This window comes from Herbaspirillum sp. RV1423 (assembly GCF_000577615.1).
In the GTDB taxonomy this organism is placed as follows: Bacteria; Pseudomonadota; Gammaproteobacteria; order Burkholderiales; family Burkholderiaceae_D; genus Herbaspirillum.
Genome location: NZ_CBXX010000025.1, coordinates 36171 through 59628, shown reverse-complemented (window position 1 = coordinate 59628; position 23458 = coordinate 36171). Strand labels below are relative to the sequence as shown.

At 61.2% G+C, this 23458-nt stretch carries 17 protein-coding genes and 2 tRNA genes; 11 read left to right on the top strand and 8 right to left on the bottom strand.

All coding sequences use genetic code 11. The annotated features are described in order from the left end of the window. Positions 1–6: 6 nt before the first annotated feature. Both lolD and RV1423_RS19410 read right to left on the bottom strand, forming a co-directional pair. Positions 7–702: a lipoprotein-releasing ABC transporter ATP-binding protein LolD gene (gene lolD, locus RV1423_RS19415; protein ID WP_034300215.1), complete on the bottom strand. Its 696-nt coding sequence runs from the start codon at positions 700–702 to the stop codon at positions 7–9. 16 nt (positions 703–718) lie between these two features. Next, positions 719–1984: a lipoprotein-releasing ABC transporter permease subunit gene (locus RV1423_RS19410; RefSeq protein ID WP_034300170.1), complete on the bottom strand. Its 1266-nt coding sequence runs from the start codon at positions 1982–1984 to the stop codon at positions 719–721. A 304-nt stretch (positions 1985–2288) separates the two neighbouring features. Here RV1423_RS19410 and RV1423_RS19405 point away from each other — a divergent pair, with 304 nt between their 5' ends. The 4 genes from RV1423_RS19405 (at position 2289) to RV1423_RS19390 (ending at position 8119) form a co-directional block, all read left to right on the top strand. Then, complete coding sequence (locus RV1423_RS19405; protein ID WP_034300168.1) at positions 2289–3353, top strand: hypothetical protein; 1065 nt, start codon at positions 2289–2291, stop codon at positions 3351–3353. A 10-nt stretch (positions 3354–3363) separates the two neighbouring features. Further along, a complete protein-coding gene (gene recJ, locus RV1423_RS19400) occupies positions 3364–5058 on the top strand; it encodes a single-stranded-DNA-specific exonuclease RecJ (RefSeq protein ID WP_034300165.1) in 1695 nt (564 codons plus the stop codon). Between the two features lie 83 nt (positions 5059–5141). Beyond that, complete coding sequence (locus tag RV1423_RS19395; RefSeq protein WP_034300162.1) at positions 5142–6506, top strand: TAXI family TRAP transporter solute-binding subunit; 1365 nt, start codon at positions 5142–5144, stop codon at positions 6504–6506. Continuing rightward, positions 6503–8119 (top strand): diguanylate cyclase domain-containing protein, encoded by a 1617-nt coding sequence (locus RV1423_RS19390; protein ID WP_034300160.1) that lies wholly within the window; start codon positions 6503–6505, stop codon positions 8117–8119. The genes RV1423_RS19395 and RV1423_RS19390 overlap by 4 nt, the downstream gene beginning before the upstream one ends. Before the next feature lie 35 nt (positions 8120–8154). On the opposite strand, the gene RV1423_RS19385 is transcribed toward RV1423_RS19390, so the two are convergent. The 3 genes from RV1423_RS19385 to RV1423_RS19375 all read right to left on the bottom strand — a co-directional run bounded on the left by RV1423_RS19385 (position 8155) and on the right by RV1423_RS19375 (position 12253). Beyond that, positions 8155–9330, bottom strand: a complete 1176-nt coding sequence (locus RV1423_RS19385) for an acyl-CoA dehydrogenase family protein (protein ID WP_034300159.1) — start codon at positions 9328–9330, stop codon at positions 8155–8157. Between the two features lie 99 nt (positions 9331–9429). Then, a complete protein-coding gene (locus tag RV1423_RS19380) occupies positions 9430–10164 on the bottom strand; it encodes a hypothetical protein (protein ID WP_034300158.1) in 735 nt (244 codons plus the stop codon). A gap of 148 nt (positions 10165–10312) precedes the next feature. After that, positions 10313–12253, bottom strand: coding sequence for a PhoX family phosphatase (locus tag RV1423_RS19375; protein ID WP_034300156.1), 1941 nt, complete (start codon positions 12251–12253; stop codon positions 10313–10315). A gap of 143 nt (positions 12254–12396) precedes the next feature. Here RV1423_RS19375 and prfB point away from each other — a divergent pair. From prfB to RV1423_RS19355, 4 genes are all read left to right on the top strand, one after another. Continuing rightward, a protein-coding gene (gene prfB / locus RV1423_RS19370) for a peptide chain release factor 2 (protein WP_155835170.1) occupies positions 12397–13501 on the top strand; the annotation gives its coding sequence in 2 pieces (ribosomal slippage) (positions 12397–12477 and positions 12479–13501; 1104 coding nt in all). 102 nt (positions 13502–13603) lie between these two features. Next, positions 13604–15157 carry a lysine--tRNA ligase gene (gene lysS / locus RV1423_RS19365; protein ID WP_034300155.1) on the top strand — a complete coding sequence of 518 codons (1554 nt, stop codon included), beginning with the start codon at positions 13604–13606 and terminating at the stop codon, positions 15155–15157. Positions 15158–15333: 176 nt separating this feature from the next. Further along, entirely contained in the window at positions 15334–15921 is a 588-nt protein-coding gene (locus tag RV1423_RS19360; RefSeq protein WP_081768896.1) for a glycine zipper 2TM domain-containing protein, read from the top strand. Positions 15922–16172: 251 nt separating this feature from the next. Next, a complete protein-coding gene (locus RV1423_RS19355) occupies positions 16173–17123 on the top strand; it encodes an amino acid ABC transporter substrate-binding protein (protein WP_231502375.1) in 951 nt (316 codons plus the stop codon). 51 nt (positions 17124–17174) lie between these two features. Here RV1423_RS19355 and RV1423_RS19350 read toward each other — a convergent pair. Next, positions 17175–17251, bottom strand: a tRNA-Arg gene (locus RV1423_RS19350). A gap of 83 nt (positions 17252–17334) precedes the next feature. After that, a tRNA-Pro gene (locus RV1423_RS19345) sits at positions 17335–17411 on the bottom strand. A gap of 301 nt (positions 17412–17712) precedes the next feature. Here RV1423_RS19345 and RV1423_RS19340 point away from each other — a divergent pair. Continuing rightward, positions 17713–19047, top strand: coding sequence for a DUF3300 domain-containing protein (locus tag RV1423_RS19340; RefSeq protein WP_034300152.1), 1335 nt, complete (start codon positions 17713–17715; stop codon positions 19045–19047). A 239-nt stretch (positions 19048–19286) separates the two neighbouring features. Continuing rightward, positions 19287–20945, top strand: a complete 1659-nt coding sequence (locus tag RV1423_RS19335) for a peptide chain release factor 3 (protein WP_034300150.1) — start codon at positions 19287–19289, stop codon at positions 20943–20945. A 77-nt stretch (positions 20946–21022) separates the two neighbouring features. Here RV1423_RS19335 and RV1423_RS19330 read toward each other — a convergent pair whose 3' ends face one another. After that, positions 21023–22480 carry a Ppx/GppA phosphatase family protein gene (locus RV1423_RS19330; RefSeq protein ID WP_034300147.1) on the bottom strand — a complete coding sequence of 486 codons (1458 nt, stop codon included), beginning with the start codon at positions 22478–22480 and terminating at the stop codon, positions 21023–21025. A 205-nt stretch (positions 22481–22685) separates the two neighbouring features. Between RV1423_RS19330 and RV1423_RS19325 the strand changes: the two genes are divergently transcribed. Then, positions 22686–23438, top strand: coding sequence for an SAM-dependent methyltransferase (locus RV1423_RS19325; RefSeq protein WP_034300145.1), 753 nt, complete (start codon positions 22686–22688; stop codon positions 23436–23438). Positions 23439–23458: the final 20 nt, after the last annotated feature.

Sequence of the window (23458 nt, the reverse complement as noted above, 5' to 3'; positions counted from 1 at the left end):
CCTCATTTATGCAACATACGGCAGCAAGCCGTTTTCCGACAATCGCAATACGCGTCCGCAGCGGCGCGCCAGCTCGATGTCATGGGTGACGATGACGAAGGCGGTGCCCAGCTTTTGCGACAGTTCCATCATCAATTCGAAAGTCTTGTCGGCAGTCGAGCGGTCGAGGTTGCCGGTCGGCTCGTCGGCCAGCACGCAAGCCGGACTGGTGACCAGCGCGCGCGCCAGGGCCACGCGCTGGCGCTCGCCGCCGGACAGCTCGCCCGGCACGTGACTGACGCGGTTTTCCAGACCCACGCGGGCCAGTATCTCACGGGCCTGCTGTTGCGCCTGGTCGCGTTTGACGCGGCGGATCATCAGCGGCATGGCGACGTTGTCGAGCGCCGAAAATTCCGGCAGCAAATGATGGAACTGGTAGACGAAGCCGAGCGCCGCATTGCGCAGGTCGCCGCGCGCGGCTTCGCCGAGGCTCGCGAAGTCCTTGCCCTGCAAGGTCACGCTGCCGGCGGTCGGCGTGTCAAGACCGCCCAACAGATGCAACAGCGTCGATTTGCCCGAACCGGATGCACCGACGATGGCGACCTGCTCGCCGGCCTTGACGTCGATATCGACGCCGTTGAGCACCTTGACCGAGTACTTGCCTTGCGTGAAGGTCTTGCCCAGGCCGCGGCAGGACAGCACAATCCGATCATGTTGATTCATGGTGTCGCTCATGACGTTATTCATAGCGCAGGGCCTCCGCCGGTTTGACGCGCGCCGCCGCCCAGCTTGGGTACAACGTCGCAAGGAAGGCCAGCACCACCGCCACGCCTCCGATAGTCCACACATCCGACCAGATCAGGTCGGAAGGCAATTCGGAAATCACGTAAATGCTCTTGGGCAGGAACTGCACATGCAGCAAGTGCTCGATCGCCGGCACGATGACGTCGATGTTGAGCGCCACCAGCACGCCGAAGCCGACGCCCAGGCCGGTGCCGATCAGGCCGACCAGCGCGCCCTGGATCATGAAGATTTTCATGATCGAACCGGGCGACGCGCCGAGCGTGCGCAGGATGGCGATGTCGGCCTGCTTGTCGGTCACCGTCATCACCAGCGTCGACACCAGGTTGAAGGCGGCCACCGCAATGATCAGCGTCAGGATGATGAACATCATGCGCTTCTCGGTCTTGACCGCCGCGAACCAGTTGCTGTTCTGCTGCGACCAGTCGCGCAGGTAGAGATTGCCGGTCAGTTGCGTCGACAGCTCCTGCGTGACCTGCGGCGCCTGCAGCATGTCCTTGATGCGCAGGCGAACGCCGGATGGCGCATCGAGGCGGAACAGGCGTTCGGCGTCCTCGATCTGGATGAAGGCCAGCGAGGAATCGAACTCGTAGTGCCCGGCCTCGAAGATGCCGACCACCGTGAACTGCTTCAGCCGCGGCAGCACGCCGGCCGGCGTCACCTGCCCTTGCGGCGCGATCAACGTGACCTTGTCGCCCAGCGTCACATGCAGGCCGCGCGCCAGTTCGCCGCCCAGCACGATGTTGAACTCGCCCGGCTTGAGATCGGAGAATTTGCCCTGCCTGACCTGGTTCGCCACGTCGGACACCTTGGGCTCCTCCGCCGGCAGCACGCCCCGGATCACCACGCCGCGTACGTTATCGTCGCGCGTCATCATCGCCTGCGCCGCCACGTAAGGCGCCGCGCCGATGACTTCCTTGTTCTGGAAAGTCTGTTTGGCGACCGCCTGCCAGTCCGGCATGGCGCCGGAGGCGTCGAACACTTCAATATGCGACAGTACCGACAACATGCGGTCGCGCACTTCTTTCTGGAAACCGTTCATTACCGACAGCACCACGATCAGCGCCGCCACGCCGAGCGCGATGCCGGCCATGGAAATCAAGGAAATGAAGGAAATGAAACTGTTGCGGCCGCTGCGTTTACCGGCGCGCGTATAACGAATGCCGACCAGCCATTCGAAGGGTAAATTTTTTATCAGACTCAAACCTTGACTCTCTTTTCAAGAAGGAGGGTTGCCGGAACCGGCGGCAAAACTGCGCAAAACGCAAGGAAATCCGCAAAGGACGACGCAGAAACGACGCCGGGCGACAATACGCCAGTTTGCCACACTCTCAGCCATCTTTCACTGTCGCCCTTCGCCTGGACGCTTCCTTGCAGCCCCTCTCAGATCGCAAAAGGCACGCTTAGTTTTGCTTGCGGCGTTTATTTGCGACTTCCGGCGTCCCGCGACAGGCCGCCTCCATGGCGGACCTTCTCCCTCGTGGGGGATTTTCGCCTACAATCGCGGCATGAATCATCTCGACATCCTTTTACCTTTCGGGCTGCCACAGGCCGAAATGGCGCGCGACCTGATGCGCGAATGCAAGGCGCCGGCGCTGGCCATGCTGTTGGCGCGCAGCAAGACCGCCGCACCGCTGCAAAACCTCGATCCATTTTCCCGTGCCCTGCCGCATGAGCACTGGCTCGCCGGCCGTTTCGGCCTGACTGCGCAAAGCGCTGCTCAGCAAGACGAACGCGGCGACAGCCCGTCTGCGGCGGCCGCCTTCCTGCGCACCAGCGCCGCTATCCCCGCGCCCACCGAAGGCCACTGGTTCATCCTGCAGCCGGCGCATATCCACGTTGCGCGCGACCATCTGGTGCTGACCAACATCGACCAGTTGGAACTGGACGACCCCGAATCGCTGCGCCTGTTCCAGTCCGCGTTGCCGCTGTTCGAGGAAATCGGCCGCACGCTGCTGTATGCCGATGCCGCCACCTGGCTGATGCGCGCCGACGACTGGGCCGGCCTGCGCACTTCGTCGCCGCAGGCCGCCAGCGGCCGCAACATCGATATCTGGATGCCGGAAGGCCCAGGGGAACTGGCCTGGCGCAAATTGCAGAATGAAGTGCAGATGCAATGGTTCTCGGAATCGATCAACGAAGAACGCGAAATGCTCGGCAAGAAACCGGTCAACTCCCTCTGGATCTGGGGCGGCGCTGCCGCGACCGCCGCCGTAACGACAAAGTATCAGTCCAACTTCAACCTGAGCGGCTGGCCGCAGGCGCTGGCCGGCGAAGCCCAGCACAGCGCCGGCCCGGACGGCGTACTGGCCGCGCCGGGCGAGCATGGCTTGTTGATGCTCGATGCCCTGCTGGAACCGGGCCTGACCAATGAATGGGGCTATTGGCTGCAGCGCATGGAAGCGCTCGACAACCTGTGGTTCGCACCGCTGCTGCAAGCCGTGCGCGACAAACGCCTCGACAGCCTGTCGCTGATCCTGACCGGCCAGGACAAGCTGCTGCACCTCACCGCCACCGCATCGTCGCTGCGCAGGTTCTGGATAAAACCGTCGCTGGCGAAACTGGCGGCATGAAGACGCCCCTATGATCCGCATCAGTACACGCACCTACGACCCGCGCGACGTCGACGGCTTGATCCACGACGGCATCCATCCCGTGCTGGCACGCGTCTACGCAGCGCGCGGCCTGCTCAGCGCCAAAGACCTGTCGAGCGAACTGGCCGCGCTGATGGCGCCGTCCGGCCTGCTGCATATCGACGCCGCCGCGGTCTACCTGGCCGACGCCATTGCCGCCGGCAAGAAAATGGTCATCGTCGCCGACTACGACTGCGACGGCGCCACCGCCTGCGCCGTCGGCCTGCGCGGCCTGCGCAGCCTGGGCGCGCAAGTCGACTACATCGTGCCGAACCGCTTTGAGTACGGCTACGGCCTGACGCCTGAAATCGTCGAACTGACCATCCGCGAAAAATCGCCCGACATCATCGTTACCGTCGACAACGGCATCGCCAGCATCGACGGCGTCGCCGCCGCCAAGGCGCGCGGCATCGACGTTGTGGTCACCGACCACCACTTGCCCGGCGACAGCCTGCCGGATGCGCGCGTGATCGTGAACCCCAACCAGCCGTCCTGCGGCTTCCCGAGCAAGAACCTGGCCGGCGTGGGCGTGATGTTCTACGTGTTGCTGGCCTTGCGCGCGGAGATGCGCAAGCGCGGTATCTTCGACGCACAGACCCAGCCCAAGCTCGACGCCCTGCTCGACCTGGTCGCGCTGGGCACCGTGGCCGACGTCGTCAAGCTCGACGCCAACAATCGCATCCTGGTGGCGCAAGGTCTCAAGCGCATGCGCGCCGGCCGCATGCATGCCGGCATCGCCGCGCTGTTCCGCGCCGCCGGCCGCGAAGCGCGCCGCGCCACGCCGTTCGATCTCGGCTTCGCCGTCGGCCCGCGCCTGAACGCCGCCGGCCGCCTGGCCGACATGGCGCTCGGCATCGAATGCCTGACCACCGACGATGAAGGCCGCGCCTGGGCCATCGCCCAGCAGCTCGACGCCATCAACCGCGAACGGCGCGACATCGAAGCCGGCATGCAGGACACGGCGCTGAATCTGCTGGACGACTTCAATCCGCAGGACCGCCGCACCATCAGCGTGTTCGACGCCTCCTGGCATCAGGGCGTGATCGGCATCGTGGCGTCGCGCCTGAAGGACAAATTCTATCGCCCAACCATCACCTTCGCCCCCGGCGACGAAGGCCTGATCAAGGGTTCGGGCCGCTCGATCGCCGGCTTCCATTTGCGCGATGCGCTGGACCTGGTGTCCAAGCACGCGCCTTCGATCATCACCAAGTTCGGCGGCCATGCGATGGCGGCCGGCCTGACCATCCGCGCCGAAGCCTTCGACGCCTTCGCCCAGGCGTTCGAGGGAGTAGGCCAAGACTGGCTGACGCAAAACCAGCTCGAGCGCGTGGTGGAGACCGACGGGGTGCTGGAGGATGCCTATTATTCGGTCAACTTCATCAGCCTGATGGACGAACAGGTATGGGGACAAGGTTTTGCGCCGCCGGTGTTCTGCGATCGTTTCCGCGTGCTCAGCCAGCGCATCCTGAAGGAAAAGCACCTGAAACTGCTGCTCGAAAAAAACGGTCAGAAGTACGACGCCATCTGGTTCGGCCACGCCGATGCGCTGCCGGATTACGCAACGGTTGCTTTTAGACTGGATGCCAACGAATATAACGGTACAACCAAGGTACAGTTGATGGTGGAACACGCGGAGCCGGGTTAAGGCCTGTCGTCAGCAAATTGACAGCAAGCGGATGGACCGGCTGCGAGATGAATTAAAGAACGAAACGAACTAGCCAGCAACTTATGTCCAAGACGCCTCTTCCGCTGCATCGGACCCAAAAGCCGCCGATGACGCCGCAGCGCCTGCGCCGCCTGATGCTGGTCGGCTCGCTGGCGCTGCTGGCGCTTTGCTGGTCGGTGCTGGCCATGCTCAAGCCGGCCACGCAGGGCAAGATCGTCGTGACCGCCGGCGCCGAGGGCGGCATCTATTACAACTATGCGCAACGCTATGCGCAGATACTCAAGCGCGACGGCATCACGCTCGACATCCGCTCCTCATCCGGCTCGGTGGAAAACTTCCAGCGCCTGCGCGACGAAAACAGCGAATATGAAGTCGGATTCATCCAGTCCGGCACCGGCAACAGCGAACAGGCGCCCGGCGTCCAGACCATTGCGGCGATTTCCTACGAACCGATCTGGGTGTTTTACCAGGGCAGCGCAACGTACGACCGCCTGTCGCAACTGCGCGGCAAACGCATTTCCCTGGGCCTGCCCGGCAGCGGCCTGCGCATCGTTGCCAATGACCTACTGACCGAAAACGGCATCACCACCAACAACTCCACGCTGGTCGAAATGAGCGGCGCCGCTGCCTACGAACAACTGCGCGACAACAAGATCGACGCCGCGTTTTTCATCGGCCGCGCCGACGGCGATCTGATCCACACCCTGCTCAACAGCGGCATCAAGCTGATGAGCTTCTCGCAAGCCGATGCGCTGGTGCAGAAGTTTCCGTCGCTGTCGAAAATCACTTATCCGCGCGGCGCCACCAGCCTGATCAATGACCGCCCGGCACACGACGTCACGCTGCTGGCGGCCACCGCCATGCTGGTGTCGAAGGAAAGCCTGCATCCGGCGCTGGCCTACCTGCTGCTCGACGCCGCCAACGTAATCCATAACGCGCCGGATTTTTTCACGCCGCGCAATTACTTCCCCAACCAGAACATCGAAGATTTCACCATCTCCGACGAAACCCGCCGCTACTTCAAATCGGGGCGCCCTTTCCTGCAGCGCTACCTGCCGTTCTGGCTGGCCAACTTCATCGAACGCCGCTTCACCATCCTGTTGCCCTTCATCGCTGTGCTGTTCGGCCTGATCCAGGCGGTGCCGCGCATCTATGAGGCGAGCATGAAAAAGCGGCTGGTAGTGTGGTACAAGGAAATCCATTTGCTAGAAGAAGAAATCTGGAGCACCCGCAATCCCCCCGAAGAAAAGCTGGCCGAATGGCACGCCGAAATCGAGGAGATCGACGCCAATGCCAACCAGATCGACATTCCGCAGCGTTACTATGGCGACGTGTATGCACTCAAGCAGGCCATCCGCGTAGTGCGCGACCGCATCAGCGAAGCCGCGCACCAGCGCGCAACAACAACATCAGTCCAATCCGAATGAATATCCATCGCTTCACCAACAGTCTTGTCACACGTCTCATCACATTCGGCATTTTCATCGTCGTCGCCAGCGCGGTGGCGCGCTATTACATCCTGACCGATTTCCTGCACGACGACCTTAGCCAGGTTGCCGCCGAACAGCAAAGCACAATTGCCAGCTACCTGGCGCAAGACGTCAATTACCGGATCATGGAACGGCGCCGCTTTCTCGAACGGCTGGCGCACAAGCTGCCGACCGACCTCCTGAACCAGCCCGAAAAACTCGGCGCCTGGCTGCGCGAACGGCAGGAATTGCAACCGTTGTTCTCGCAAGGCCTGTTTGTAGCCGATGCCGACGGCCTTATCATCGCCGATTATCCCCAGATCAACGGGCGCAACGGCCTGTCGCTGGCAATCTATCCCAACTTTCATCTGGCCAGGGACGGCAAGTTCATCATCGGCGAGCCGCTGGTCAGTCCGACTTCGCAACAAGTCGTCCTGCCGATGCTGGCCCCGGTCAGGGACGCCAGCGGCAAGTTCGTGGCCGTACTGGGCGGCACCACGGCGCTGGCGGCAGCCGGATTCCTCGACCACTTGCAGCAGGCGCGGCTGGGCGACTCGGGCAGCTTCATTCTGGTGTCGCCGGCCAGGCGCATGATCATTGCCTCGAACCGAAAGGAACTGTCATTCAAACCGCTGCCGCAAGTCGGCGTCGACCCCTTGCTCGACAAGGCCGTTGCCGGCTATCGCGGCAGCGGCGTCGGCAGCAACGGCCAGATCGATGAAGTGAAGGCGTTCGCTTCCGTGCCGAGCACGGGCTGGTTCGTGGCGGCGCGCCTGCCGGTGGCCGCTGCCCTGCCGACGGTGGAACATGTCCAGGCCTTCATCCTGCGCGGCGGCATTGCCCAGGCCACGGTGATTTTCCTGCTGATCATCCTGGTGGTCATCTGGTTTTTCAGGCCGCTGCGCCGGGCCGCCGACCAGGCCGAACGCATGACGCGCGGCGAATTGCCGCTGACACCCTTGCCGGTCTATCGCAAAGACGAAGTGGGCCACCTGACCATGGCTTTCAACCGCCTGCTGTCGCGCCTGAAAATCCATCAATCCGAACTCCAGCACCAGGCCCATCACGACATCCTGACCGGCCTGCCCAACCGCGTCATGCTGGCCGAACGCATGCAGCAAGCCATGTCCCGTGCGCGGCAGGGGCATACCGGCGTTGCCCTGCTGTTTCTCGATCTGGATGGATTCAAGCCGATCAACGACACGCTGGGCCACAAAACCGGCGATCAGGTCTTGCAGGAAATCACCCAGCGCCTGCAGCGCGTGGCGCGCCACAGCGACACACTGGCGCGCGTCGGCGGCGACGAGTTCGTGCTGCTGGCGACCGACCTCGGCCTGCCGCTGGAACACGGCGCACGTGCGCTTGCGGAGAAATGCATCGACGTCGTAGCCGAACCGCTGAAGCTGCAACAGGGAGAGTACCTGCTGAGTGTTTCGATCGGCATCGCGGTCTGCGACGGCTATTGCGACCCTGATTCTTTGCTGCAGGCCGCCGACAAGGCGATGTATCGCGCCAAAAACAAAGGCCGCGGCTGCTACGTGATTGCGCCGGCAGTTGAAGCCTGCGCCTGATCCCCCTCCCTCTTCAGCGAATCAATCCGAACTGTTCAGGAGTATAGGGTCGGCTCCGGCAACAGCCGTTCCAGCGCGTAGCGGCCGACGTCGCGCAGCTTGTAGTCGATCGGGTCGTGCAAGGTATGGGTGCGCGCGTTGCGCCAGAAGCGATCCAGTCCCAGCGACGCCTTGGTGGCGCGGGCGCCGCAGACGTCGAACACATCCTCGCCCACCGCCAACGCGGCGCGATGCGCCAGCACCTTGGCTTCGGCGACGGCAAGCGCCGCCCTGCCGCGCTGCTCGGCCGTCAGGTCGCGGCCGATATTCCAGACCTTGTCCAGCTCCACACCGGCTTCATCGGCCAGGGCGCGCGCCGCGCGTATCTGCAGATGCATCTCGGCATAGCGATGAATCACATAAGGGTCGTCGGCGGCGCGCTGCACGCCCGATGCGAACCATGGACGGCCCTGATTGAGCGTGTAGTCGCGCGCTTGCCCGAACGCGCCTTCGGCCATGCCGAGGTACAGGTTAACCAGGATCAGTTGCGCCACCACGCCGCGCAAGCTCAGGAAAGGCGTGGAGACGCCATCTGGCCGCTGCAGCACTTCGCTCCAGTCCAGCCGGACCTGTTCATAGCTGACCGATGTGCTGTCGGTCTGGCGCTGGCCGATCGGGTCCCAGTCGTCAAGGATGGAAATGCCTTCGCGCGCGGTCGGCAACACCGCGATCAGCAATTTACCGCTGGGCTGGTGGATCGCCGTGGTCAGCAGACGATGAGAACCGAGCGTGCCGGAACAGAATCCCTTGATGCCTTGCAGGATCAGACCGCCGTCTTTTTCCGTGGCGATCAGGCGCGGATCGGCGGGATTGGCGGAATTGCCCCACCAGTGATTGCGCTCCACCGTCTCGCCCAGATACAGCGCGCGCTGCCGGTCCGAACCGTAGGAAATCACGCCCGACAACTGCAAGGTCTGGAACGCCAGCAAATGCGCCATGGCGCTGTCGACGCGCGCAATGCGGCGAACGATGACGAAGGTCTCGCTCCACGATGCGCCAATGCCGCCGTATTCCTTGGGCACGGCCAGCAGCAGCAAGCCGTGCCGGCGCAGCAGTTCCTTCTGTTCGGCGGCGTGGCCGCCGGCTTTGTCGCGTTCGGCTGCGGTGTGCGCCAGTTCCCGTTCGATGGCCGGCAAGGCGGCGTGGATGGTGTCGAGTGTCCAGTGGCTCATGAAGATGCTTTCAGGCTGATTTCAGTGAGCGGAAGTGTCGGCGCTGCCCGGCAAATCCAGAACAAATTTTTTCGCATATGAATATGCGAATACTGACGCTCAGCGCACCGGCAGGAACTGCAGGAACGAGCCGCCCAGGAGATTCTGCACGTAGCTGATGCCGGCGCGGCGGTACTTTTCGGTGATGAACTCGGCCAGCAGATCGAGACGGCCAATGATCTTGCCGAACTCCCGTTCGAAACTCAGATTGCGCTCGGTCGCGCCGATTTCGTCGGACAGCAGCAAAGGCTGACCGGCGGCATTGCGGCGATTGGTCAGCATCCAGACCGCGATCTCGATGTTGCGCGCGGCGTTGTACAAATACTGGGCATCGAGGCCGTCGATCAGGAAGAATTCGATCTTGCCGCCGTGAGCGGCGACGATCATGTCGGCGGTGGCGTAGATGAAAGCGGCCACGCGGTCGGCCTTGAAGTCAGGAGACAAGGCCAGCGACATGGCGGTGATGTCGCGCTTGCCTTGCAAGTCGCTCCAGGTCTGGCGCTGTTCCACCGCTACGCGCACGCGCTTGACGACCTCTTCGCGGCTGGCGCCGGATTTTTTCCACTCGGCCGGATTGCGCCGGTAAAGCTTGTCCATCAACAGATAGAGGCTGTCGAGATTGGCGCGCATGGCCAGGGTGGCGACACGGTTCGTGTCCGATTGCCCGAGTTCGCGCGAGCTGGCGGAAGCGCCCTTGACCTCGCCGCGCGGCGCCGGTGCCGATGAACAGGCGGCCAGCAGGGAAATGGCGAACATGGTCGAGAAAACGGCGGCGGTTGGTCTCTTTTTTTGCATTCCGCTATGACCGCCGGAAAGCGAAATGAGTTCTGCCCCTAGTGCACCACAACCGTCGTCCTGACGAAAGTCGGGACCCAGCGTCGTATCGGACGGTTTCACGACACCGGGTCCCAGCGCACGCTGCGCTGGGACGACGATTGGGAAATCAGCCCTTCGCGGGCAGTTGCAAGCCGGTCAGGTAACCGACCGTGGCGCCGAAGCGATCCTTGTAATTGGCACGCACCAGCGGATCGAGCTGATCCCTGACTTTGTCGTGCAAGCCTTTTTCCCAATCGCCGGCATGCTGGAAATTGCTCATGACATAGGTCCAGCCATTGATCTCGTCGACCGCGTGCAAGCCGGTCGATTCGGCTCCCGCCGGACACGACAGGATGCGCGAAAGCTGCCTGGTGTCGACGTTGTAGGCCCACAGGAAATTATTGACGTGCATGCCGCTGTCTTCGCCGATGAACAGCGTGCGCAGTTTTTCCGAAAACTTGATGTTGTCCGGGTTGGCGATCTTGTCGGCGTGCGCCAGGTTGCCCAGCGCGTCCGGTTGCGCCAGGTCCTGACCGATCAGCTCCGCCGGCGAGGCCATGTCGACCGGCACCCAGTCGCTGTCGATGGCGCCGCCGGACAGGTCGCTGCGGCCGCCCTTCATGTTCAGCGCATACACGGCGCCGGCTTTCGGACCTTGCACCTTGATGCCGCCGGAGCCGTCCAGCATTGATGTCTGCACGTAGGACATGGCCGAATAGGCGATCTTGTCCCTGGCATTGACGGTGGTGCCTTCCATCTTGGTGAAACCGAGGCTGCCGCCCTTGAACGCGGCGTAGCGGTGGGTTTCCAGGAAGGCGGCCGCCTGCTCCATGCCGGGCTTGACCTTGATCCAGTTGGTTTTGCCGTTGAACGGAATCTTCGTATAGGAAGCATCCTGCGGATCACTGGCCTTGACGTCCATGATGTCGGCCGCCTTGAGCTTGTCGGCCAGCGCCTTGATCTCGGCGCTGGTCGCGTGGCCCAGCCGGATCCAGCTCAGCGTGCCGGCACCCGGGCCGATGCCGGAAGTCTGCGTCCATTTGGCGACATACAGCGTGCCGGCCGACAGATCGGCTGCGTGGTCGGCGACGAACATGAACAGGCCGCCGTTGGTGGCGTCGTCGCCCATCAGCACGGTACGGCGGTCTGGCATGACCTGCACCAGTTCATGCGAGATGCGGCCCAGGCAGTAATGCTTGACCACACTGCCGCTGCCGTCGGCATGAACGGTGATTTCCGGCAAATGGCCGTAGTGGTAGGGATTGGCCTTGGCGGCGTCGCCGAACAGGTTCTTGCTGAAGGCCTGGAATTGCACGTTGCCGGCGATGGCGGCGGCGTCCGGCTCGTACTCTTCGCTCGACAAATGGGTATTCCACGGCGACAGGCTGGCGCCGCAGGTAATCCACAAGCCATTGACCGAAGACGTGTCGACATTGTGGTACTTCACCAGGGAAAGCTTGCCGGTCTGCGGGTCCTGGTCCAGCGTCAGCACCGCGATCGGCGACGGCAACCGACCGTACATGGCGGCCTGCTTCTGGTCACGTGTGGTGTATTCGAACTGAACCACGGCAAATACAGTGTTGCCCTTGACGCCTGCCACCTGGGCGCCCTTCATCGTCAGCAGCGACGAACCGTCCGGGCAATCCGAGAAAAACTGGCGTTCCTTGCCAGGCACCGAGCGGTCGACGATCGGCTGGTTGCCGATGTCGTAGTAGCCGCCGGCCAGCACCTTGCCGCCCTTGCCGTCCGGCACCATGTCGCCGGTCATGAAAAACGGCTGATAGGCCAGTCTGTAGCTCTGCTTCGCGCCGTCGCTGAAAACCACGTCCAGACTCGATTGCACGGTGGTGGCGGCCATGGCGGCAGGATCGGCCAGCGACGGCGCCGGCATATGGCTGAATGTCGCGGAGGCGAAACCGCCGCGGCTGGATGAGCCGGATGCCGTCGCGCAACCGGCCAGCAAGCCGGACGCAGTCAAGGTCAGCGGCAGTAAGGGCGCGCTGGCGAATGCCTTGAGCAGATCGCGACGCTTGGACTGGATGACGGGAGGATTCGGAGCAACTTTCATGGGGAATTTCCTTTTCGCAACTAACTGACAATGGGCTGACAACGATCGCGTGATGCTAATCGCCCAAAATGACCGCTTTGTGACAGCGGAAACACCGCCCCCAGTCTTGTATAATGCGAGGTTTGATTGCAAAAGAAATAATCATGGAAGCAGAACGCCTCAATTCCCTCCAATCCCTGCTGGACGACCTCGCGGTGCGTGCGGCTGAATTACGGAGGTATCTTTGACTTCGATGTGAAGTCGGAGAAACTCGATCAGGTCAACGGCGAACTGGAAGATCCGGAAGTCTGGAACGATCCCAAGCGCGCGCAAGACCTCGGCAAGGAAAAGAAATCCCTCGAAAATATCGTCCACACGCTCGTCAAGATCGACGGCGACCTGACTGACGCGCGCGATCTGTTCGCCATGGCGCGCGAGGAGAAGGACGAAGACACGCTGGTCGCCATCGAAGCCGACGCGGAAGCCATCAAGGGGTTGGTCGAAGGTATGGAATTCCGCCGCATGTTCAGCAATCCGATGGACCCGAACAACTGCTTCATCGACATCCAGGCCGGCGCTGGCGGCACCGAAGCGCAGGACTGGGCATCCATGCTGCTGCGCCAGTACCTCCGCTACTGCGAACGCAAAGGCTTCAAGGCGGAAATCCTGGAACAGTCCGACGGTGAAGTGGCCGGCATCAAGACCGCCACCATCAAGGTCGAAGGCGAATATGCCTACGGCTTCCTGCGCACCGAAACCGGCGTGCACCGCCTCGTGCGCAAGTCGCCGTTCGATTCCGCCAACGGCCGCCACACCTCGTTCTCGAGCCTGTTCGTGTATCCGGAAGTGGACGACTCCATCGACATCGAAATCAATCCGGCCGACGTGCGCGTGGATACCTATCGCGCCTCCGGCGCCGGCGGCCAGCACATCAACAAAACCGACTCCGCCGTGCGTCTGACCCACGCTCCGACCGGCATCGTCGTGCAATGCCAGAACGACCGCAGCCAGCACCGCAACCGCGCCGAAGCGTGGGAAATGCTGAAAGCGAAACTGTTCGAACTGGAACTGCGCAAGCGCATGAGCGAGCAGCAAAAACTGGAAGACTCCAAGACCGACGTCGGCTGGGGCCACCAGATCCGTTCTTATGTGCTGGACCAGTCGCGCATCAAGGATCTGCGCACCAACTTTGAAACGGGCAACACAAAGGCCGTGCTGGATGGCGACCTGGACGGTTTCATCGCAGCATCGCTGAAACAGGGCGTCTGATCCTGACCGCGGCATCCGGCGCCGGCATAGCCGCAACCGGATGCCGTTGCGGACGCAGCACCAGCCTTTAGCGCCCATTTTTACTAACGAATTCTCGACATCATGACCACACCAAACGACAACGCCACGCAGCAACAGCCGCAGCCGCCAGTAGATGAAAACACCATCATCGCCGAACGCCGCGCCAAGCTCGGTGCGCTCCGCGAGCAAGGCGTCGCTTTCCCGAATGACTTCCGTCCTGAAAACAAGGCCGCCGACCTGCACGCGCAATACGACGCACTGGACAACGAGGCGCTGGAAGCCAATCCGGTCAAGGTCTCGATCGCCGGCCGCATGATGTTGAAGCGCGTGATGGGCAAAGCCTCGTTCGCCACTCTGCAAGACTCTTCCGGCGCGCGCGCCGATGGTCGCATGCAGCTCTACATCACCAACGACGTGACCGGTCCGGAAGCGCACGGCGCCTTCAAGCATTACGATCTGGGCGACATCCTCGGCGCCGAAGGCACGCTGTTCAAGACCAAGACCGGCGAGCTGTCGGTCAAGGTGACCGGCCTGCGCCTGATCACCAAGTCGCTGCGCCCGCTGCCGGATAAGTTCCACGGCCTGTCGGACCAGGAAACCAAGTACCGCCAGCGCTACGTTGACCTGATCATGAGCGAAGATACGCGCCGCACCTTCAAGGCGCGCACCGCCGCGATGTCGTCGATCCGCCGCTTCATGGAAAAGAACGATTTCATGGAAGTCGAAACGCCGATGCTGCACACCATTCCGGGCGGCGCCGCGGCCAAGCCGTTCATCACGCATCACAATGCGCTGGACATGCAGATGTTCATGCGCATCGCGCCTGAGCTGTACCTCAAGCGCCTGGTGGTAGGTGGCTTTGAGCGCGTGTTCGAAATCAACCGCAACTTCCGCAACGAAGGCGTCTCGCCGCGCCACAATCCCGAATTCACAATGATGGAATTCTATGCGGCCTACGTCGACTATCAATGGCTGATGAACTTCACCGAGCAAGTGATCCGCCAGGCCGCCATCGATGCGCACGGCACCGCGACGCTGACATACCAAGGCCGCGAACTCGACCTGTCCAAGCCGTTCGCGCGCCTGACCATCACCGGCGCCATCAAGAAGTACGCGCCGGAATATACCGACGCGCAATTGCAGAACATCGACTTCCTGCGCACCGCGCTGAAGAAGTTCGGCGTCAAGACCGACCAGCCGCCGCTGGCCAATGCCGGCATCGGCGCGCTGCAACTGGCGCTGTTTGAAGAGACCGCCGAGTCGCAATTGTGGGAACCTACCTACATCATCGATTACCCGGTCGAAGTCTCGCCGCTGGCGCGCGCTTCCGACACGGTGCCGGGCATCACCGAACGCTTTGAACTGTTCATCACCGGCCGCGAAATCGCCAACGGCTTTTCGGAACTGAACGATGCCGAAGACCAGGCCGCGCGCTTCCAGGCGCAGGTTGCGGCCAAAGACGCCGGCGACGAAGAAGCCATGTATTACGACGCCGATTACATCCGTGCGCTCGAATACGGCATGCCGCCGGCCGGCGGCTGCGGCATCGGCATCGACCGCCTGATGATGCTGATCACCGATTCGCCGAACATCCGCGACGTCATCCTGTTCCCTCACCTGCGTCGCGAAGACTGAGTTCCGACCGAGGCCTTGACAAAAAGACAGCCCGGAATGGCGCGCCGTAGTGCTATTCCAGGCTGTCTGACATCCGCCTTACAAGTTTTTACAACTGACACACTATCCGCATTTTTTCCGCGCCGCTTGTCATCCATAATTCGCCTCACATCAACACCAACACGGAGAGGCCCATCATGGAAGTCGTCAAATCCCCCAGCCGCATACACCCTTTAGTCGCTACCGCCGCCGTCGCGGTGACTTTGGTCAGCCTGGTCGGCGTTGCAGCCATCACCGGCCTGCTGCCGACATCGAACAGCACCGTCGCGCCGCAACAGGCAATGTCCGATGCAACGACTGCGCCGCAATCCGCGCCAAAGCCTAATTACGCAGCAAGACCGCAGTCGCAACAAAACAGCAGCGGCTATAGCGCGCCGGCCGCAGTCGCACGCTGCTCCAATTGCGGAGAAGTCGAGGCCGTACGCGCAGTACAGCACACGCCCAAAGCCAGCGGCGTCGGCATCGTCGCCGGCGCAGTCCTCGGCGGCATCCTGGGCAATCAGGTCGGCGGCGGCAACGGCCGCACGCTGGCCACGGTCGCCGGCGCCGGTGCGGGCGGCTATGCCGGCAACGAAGTCGAAAAACGTACGCGCACCACCACCACTTACGTCGTCGACGTCCGCATGGAAAACGGCTCGGTCCGCTCCTTCCCGCAAACGGATGAAGGCTGGCATGTCGGCGATCAGGTACGCGTTGTAAACGGTCGCTTGACCAGCCGCGGCTGATCCCGCTTCAGCGTACGCCCCGGCAAAAACAACCTACTCAAGAGTACCCGCCCTCAAGGCCGCGCTCACCAACTGGTGACGCGGCTTTTTTCATACTCCGACACGAATAAATAACTCATTTCGATTGAAATATTTTTGAATAAGTGCACTGTTTTCACATCGAGCCTCTTGCAGGAGGCCTGCCCGCTTGAATATTTCGAATGCGCGTCATAAGATCAGGCAGTGTTGTCGCAGGAGAAATGGTTTTCAACATGAACGACTTGACTCCGAACCGCGCGTTTATCGCTCTTATGCAGGCGGCCCGCCCCTTCCTTCATCGCGCCATTGCCCTCTCGCTTTTCGTCGGCACGTTTTCGCCGCCTGCCTCGGCGAGCGACACCATCAGGAAAATCCAGGAGAGCAAGACCATTGTTCTCGCCTTCATGGGAACGGTCGACAATCTGTCTCCATTCGCAATGATTGAACCAGGCGGCGACGTCGGCGGCTACACCATCGAAATCTGCCGGAAAATCGTTCAGGGCATCCGCCAGGAACTGCGCATGCCCAACCTCAAGGTCCAGTATTTTCCGGTCAATGCCTCCACACGCTTCAACGCGCTGACAGACAATCGCGCCGATCTCGAATGCAGCGTCAGCACCAACAACACCGACCGCCGCAAGAAGGTCGCCTTCACCATTCCGCACTTTTTCACCAGCGTGCGCATGCTGGTGCGCGCCGACTCCAACATCAAAGACTGGCGCGATCTTCGCAACAAACGCATCGTGACCGTCAAAAACACCTCGATGATCGACGTCATCAACAAGCGCAGCAACATTCGCTATCTCGGCCTGGCGATCGCCGAGCTGGATAGCGACCAGGACTGTCTCAGGATGCTGGAACAAGGCGCGGCCGATGCCTTCATCATGGATGAAGTACTGCTGCATGGCGCCCGCGAAAGCACTGCCAATCCGGAGAAACTCGCCATCAGGGGCGCCCCGCTCTCCATCGAACCCTACGCCATCATGCTGCGCAAGGACGACCCTGAATTCAAGAAAATGGTAGACCGTCAAATGGCCAGACTCGCCATCAGCGGCGAGATCTTCCGCCTCTACAACCGCTGGTTCATGCAACCGATGGGCCCGGACGGCAGATCGATGAACATGCCGATGAGCTATATTTTGCGGGACTCGCTGAGGTATCCGACGGACAAGATTACGAATTGATATTGCGCGCTTATGCCGACTGCCGCAACAAAATGGACGTGGGGAGAGAAGTGGCCTGCCCTAAGGGAATCGAACCCCTAACCTATGGCTTAGAAGGCCATTGCTCTATCCGGTTGAGCTAAGGGCAGATCTGAAAATCAAACAATACAGTACTGTTTGAAATTGTCTTCGGAAACGAAAACGGGCTGTCTTTCGACAGCCCGTTTATGTGTGGTCGGAGTACAAGGATTCGAACCTTGGACCCCCTGGTCCCAAACCAGGTGCGCTACCGGGCTGCGCTACACTCCGAGAAGCGAGATAATATCCCGACATGGGTATTCGGTCAATAGCTTCTTCACATTTTCTTCAAATTTCATGTTTGGCATCGTGCTACGAACCGAAGTTTCGTCGTTTGTTTTTTTAATCCAATGCAATAGCTATCCACGTTCGGATTGATGAAACATCCCTTGCAGTTTGGTTACACCTGGTTTCGATGTCCTGACAGAAGATAAGCCTGCGCATGCGGCAAGCCTGCCCGTTCATTATCGCCTTGCATCCGGACGGAAAGACAAACGCAGCGCCGCGTTTCGCACCTCTCAGGAGAACTATCGTGAACAAGAAAACACTCGCATGGATAGCCTCTGCGCTTTTTTCGCTGGCATCCGGCATATCGGAAGTTTCCGCGCAAGACATGAATCGTCCGCCCGCTGTCTTTACCCAAGAAGAACTGGATCAGATGCTGGCGCCGATCGCACTTTATCCTGATTCCTTGCTGGCACAAGTATTGATGGCCGCCACTTATCCTCTGGAAGTGGTCCAGGCCGCGCGCTTCCTCGACAGCCGGCCCGGCCTGCAGGGCGATGCCTTGGCACGCGCGATTGCGCCGATGCCGTGGGATCCCAGCGTGAAATCGCTGGCGCAGTTCCCATCCGTGCTGGCGATGATGAACGACAAACTGGACTGGACCCAGCGTCTGGGCGACGCCTTTTTGTCGCAGCAGGCAAATGTGATGGATACCGTGCAAAACCTGCGCATCAGGGCGCAGATTGCGGGCAACCTGCAGTCGACCGACCAGCAGCGCATCGTGCAGCAAGACCAGGTGATCGTGATCGAACCAGTCAATCCGCAAGTGATCTACGTCCCTTATTACAACCCGATTATCGTCTACGGCAGTTGGTGGTGGCCGCAACGACCGCCCGTGTATTGGGCGCCGCCGCCACGCTATCGTCCGCCCAGCTACAACGTATCGATCAACGCCGGCATCTTTTTCGGCGCCGGCATCGGCATTGTGCGATCGGTGTATAACGATGCCCGCCCCGACTGGCGCCAGCATCACGTATTGGTCAACAACGTGCGCATCAACAATGTCAACGTCACGAAAAACGTTGTCATCAACAACCGACCGGTGGTATGGGAACACAACCGCCGCGACGGGCAGAACAGACAACGTCCCGACGTTGGCAATGTGTCTCGTCCCAACATCGCGCCGGCGGTCTCCAACGCACCGAATCCGTCGGCAAGGCCCGATTTGCATCCCGGTCAGCCATCCGCGGGGCAAGGACGCGAGGATCGTGATCGCGCTGATCGCAACCACCGGCCCGAGCAGTACAATCGTCCGCCGCAAGCCGCCGGCCTGCCGGCGCCGCACAACGCACCGATCGTGCAGAATGCGCCTCGTCCCGCGCCACCGCCGCCTGCCGCTGCCCAATTGCAGCAGGCTCGCCCGGCCACGCCCGTTCGCCCCGAACATGTAGAAAACAACCACCGGCCGGAACCGCAAGCATTCCATAGGCCGCCTCCTGCAGCGGCACCCGTGCAACAGATGCAGCGCCCCATGCCGGAAATGCACGCGCCAGCCCCTCGCCCAGAACGACAGGAGCAGTCCCGTCCGGAACCGAAGCCGCAACAGCGTGAGGAGCATCAGCAGCGACAAGAGAATCGGTGATGCAGCTCCGGAACTTGCCTGCGCGACTCGGAAACCTGCCCTGAATACGTTATAATCCCGGCTTCCGAGACGTGACCAGGCGCCATTTTCGCCGGGAAACAAAGGGTTGGATCTTCCAGCCCTTTTTCGTTTCTGTCACATCGCCATGACATCTCCGCGAATGGCGGCATCGCTGCCCGCCATCCGTTCATGTTCATGGTTTTCATCGCTTTCAACGCCCTACGACTCACCGACTCACGATGCAAGACATTACTCCCGATTCCGCGAACGAAGATACAGGCTCGAACAGCAAGGCCCCGCTTGAGCTGATCGCTCGCGAGGTCGCGCGGCGCCGCACTTTCGGCATCATTTCCCACCCCGATGCCGGTAAAACCACCTTGACCGAAAAGCTGCTGCTGTTCTCGGGCGCGATTCAATTGGCGGGCACTGTCAAGGCGCGCAAGAGCGGCCGTCACGCGACTTCGGACTGGATGGAAATCGAAAAGCAGCGCGGCATCTCGGTGGCCAGCTCGGTGATGCAGTTCGAATATCGCGACCACGTCGTCAATCTGCTCGACACGCCAGGCCACCAGGACTTCTCGGAAGACACCTATCGCGTGCTGACGGCGGTCGACTCGGCGCTGATGGTGATCGACGCCGCCAAGGGCGTGGAAGAGCAGACCATCAAGCTGCTCAACGTTTGCCGCATGCGCAATACGCCGATCATCACCTTCATGAACAAGATGGACCGCGAAACCCGCGATCCGCTGGAACTGCTCGACGAACTGGAGTCGGTGCTGAAGATCCAGTGCGCACCGGTGACCTGGCCGATCGGCATGGGCAAGAATTTTCGCGGCGTGTATCACCTGCTGCGCGACGAGATCATGCTGTTCAAGGCGGGCGAAGAGCGCGCCAACGGCGAGGTCGAAATCATCAAGGGCATCGACAATCCGAAGCTGGTCGAGATGTTCCCGCTGGAAATCGAACAACTCAAGATGGAAGTCGAACTGGTGCACGGCGCATCGCATCCGTTCGATCTCGACGATTTCCTGGGCGGCATCCAGACCCCGGTATTCTTCGGCTCCGCGATCAACAATTTCGGCGTGCGCGAAATCCTCAACGCGCTGCTCGACTGGGCTCCGGCGCCGCGCAGCCGCGATGCCACGGTGCGCAGCGTCGAGCCGACGGAAGCGCCGTTCTCGGGTTTCGTGTTCAAGATCCAGGCCAACATGGACCCGGCCCACCGCGATCGCATCGCCTTCTTGCGCGTGTGTTCCGGCCGCTTCGAGCGCGGCATGAAATTGAAGCACCTGCGCCTGAACCGCGAAATCAAGGTGTCATCAGTGGTGACCTTCATGGCATCGAGCCGCGAACAGGTGGAAGAAGCCTATGCCGGCGACATCATCGGCCTGCCCAACCACGGCAACATGCAGATCGGCGACAGTTTTTCGGAAGGCGAATTGCTGCAGTTCACGGGTATTCCCTACTTTGCGCCGGATTTCTTCCGCGTCGCGCGCATCCGCAATCCGCTCAAGATCAAGCAATTGCACAAAGGCTTGCAACAGCTCGGCGAAGAAGGCGCGGTGCAGGTTTTCAAGCCGACCAACAACAGCGATCTGGTGCTGGGTGCGGTCGGCGTGCTGCAGTTTGAAGTAGTGGCGAGCCGCCTGTTGAACGAGTACGGCGTCGACGCGGTGTTTGAAGGCACCAGCATTAGCAGCGCGCGCTGGGTGACCTGCGACGACAAGAAGATGCTGGCTGATTTCGAAAAATCCTCGGCCGGCCACAACCTTGCACACGACGCCGCCGGCAATCTCGCTTACCTGGCGACCTCGGGCGTGAACCTGCGCCTGACGCAGGAGCGCTGGCCGGAAGTGACTTTCCATGCGACGCGCGAACACGCGGCCAAGCTGGATTGAAGCTGCTTTCGCTGCAATAAAAATCCCCGCCTCGTGCGGGGATTTTTATTGGGCCGCGCGCAAATCAGGCGTCGACGTCAGGCATTCACGCGAATCGAAAAATCGACGCCGATGCCGCTCCACCACTCCTGTTCCTTCTGCATCCAGTAAGACACGGTCGGATGATCGTGCACCCACTCACGCTTGATTTCCATATCGATGCGATTCCTCATCTTGAGGCGGATGTCGTTGAGATCGAGCGTGATGTGCGAGTGCATGAACATCACAGCCAGGCGCAGCGCCAGCACGGCCTTGGCGAAATCGACGTCCGAAAGCACTTCGCCGATCTTGCGCAGATTGCCTTTCTGGCCGAGGATCAGCGTGCTCATCACACGCTGCTCGCGTGTGGTGAAACCGGGCAGATCGGCGTTGGCGATGAGGTAGGACGAATGTTTATGGTAGCTGCTCTGCGACACGATCAAGCCGGCCTCGTGTAGCAAGGCGCTCCAGTTCAGGTATTTTGCATAGACCTCATTACCCGGCTTGAGCATGTGGAAAAAGCCCAGCGCAGTTTCCGCCACCTGGCGCGCGCGCAGTTCGTCGATATGGAAGCGGCGGCTGAAATCGTCCACCGATTGTTCGCGTCGGTCGCGCTGGGTGGCGCGCAACTGCAAGTCCCACATCACCCCCATGCGCAGGCCGGCTTCGACCGGCGAGATCACGGAGATGTTCAGTTCCTGCATCAGGCCGATCAACACCGCCAGGCCGCCCATGATGACGACGGCGCGGTCCGGCTTCATGCCGGCCAGTTCGATGTTGCTGACGTGGCCGAAGGCAATCAGGCGCTGCTTTAGTTCTTCCACGCTGTCCGGCGTGATGCGGCCGTCGCCCATGCCGTTCTTGGCGATGGTGTCGGCGATCGCGCGCATGGTGCCCGACGAGCCGTAGACCTTGCTGCGATGCTGGGCGCCGAACGGCACCACGGCGTCTTCCACATGCGAACGCGCCGACAGGATGGCGCGTTCGAACGCATCTTCATCAATATGACCGTCAGGAAAAAACGCCAGGCTCTGGTTGACGGTGCCGATGCCGAAGGATTCCACGCGGCGGATTTCGCTGCCGTGTCCCAGGATGACTTCGGTCGAACCGCCGCCAATATCGATCACCAGCCGGTCTTCGTCCGGCAAGGCCAATGCGCCGGCCACGCCCATGTAAATCAGGCGGCCTTCTTCCTCGCCGGAAATGATTTCCACCGGATAACCGATGGCGCGCTCGGCGTCGGGCAGAAATTCGTGTGCATTCTTGGCGACGCGCAGGGTATTGGTGGCGACCACGCGCACCGCGTCGAGCTGGTAGTCGCGCAGGATGGTGCGGAACCGGCCCAGCGATTCGACCGCGCCGGCAATCGCCTGCGGCGTCAGGTAACCGTTCTTGTCCAAACCGGCCGCCAGGCGAATCGGATCGCGCGCACTCTTCACCACGCGGATGGCGTCGCCTTCATGCTTGCCGATATGCAAGCGGAAGCTGTTGGAACCAAGATCTACTGCTGCAAACATTCATTCCCTTTCAAGCGGGGTATTGGATAAACGGAAATTATTTAACAAATTAATGAAAAATGCTGTCGAACTGACACAATAGTTGTCTAGCGTGACAGTTTGATGACAACGCATCAGGCCGTCCGCACGGCGTCGCTCAAACAAGCTCGCGGGTTGTGTCGAAATGCGGTCTAATAGCGCCTCCCCCTATTTTAACGATTTAGACATGCCCGGTATTCTTTATCTCGTGCCCAACACCCTGGGCCCAGCCGATGTTGCGGACGGCGACGTGCTAGCTTCGATTCTGCCGGCCGACGTGCAAGCGCTGGCAGCGCGCCTCAATTACTACATCGCCGAAAACGCCAAGACCACGCGCGCGTTTCTGAAACTGATCAATGCGGCCTATCCGCTTGCCAAGCCGCTGCAGGAAATCAGGATCGCCGAGCTCAACGTCAATACCGAAGCATCCGCCTTGCCGGCGCTGCTGGAGCCGCTTCTCGCCGGGCAGGATGCCGGTCTGATTTCGGAAGCGGGCGTACCGGCTGTCGCCGACCCCGGCGCCAATCTGGTTCGCCTGGCGCATCAGCGCGGCATTCAGGTACGCCCGTTGGTGGGCCCGTCATCCCTGTTGCTGGCGGTCATGAGTAGCGGCCTCAACGGCCAGAGCTTCGCCTTCAATGGCTATCTGCCGACCGATGCGGCGCAGAGAGCGAAGCGCATCAAACAATTGGAAGAACGTTCGCGTCAGGAAAAGCAGACCCAGTTGCTGATCGAGACGCCCTATCGCAACGGCGCCATGCTGGAAGCGCTGGCGACTGCCTGCAACGGCACGACGCTCATCAGCGTCGCCACCGATCTGACGCTTGCCGCCGAAACCATCAAAACGCAAACGGCGAACAAGTGGAAAAGCGATATCGCTGCCGGCAAGACGCCGGACTTTCACAAGAAACCAACCGTATTTTTGCTGCTGGCCGATTAGGCCAGTAAGAGGTCAACCCT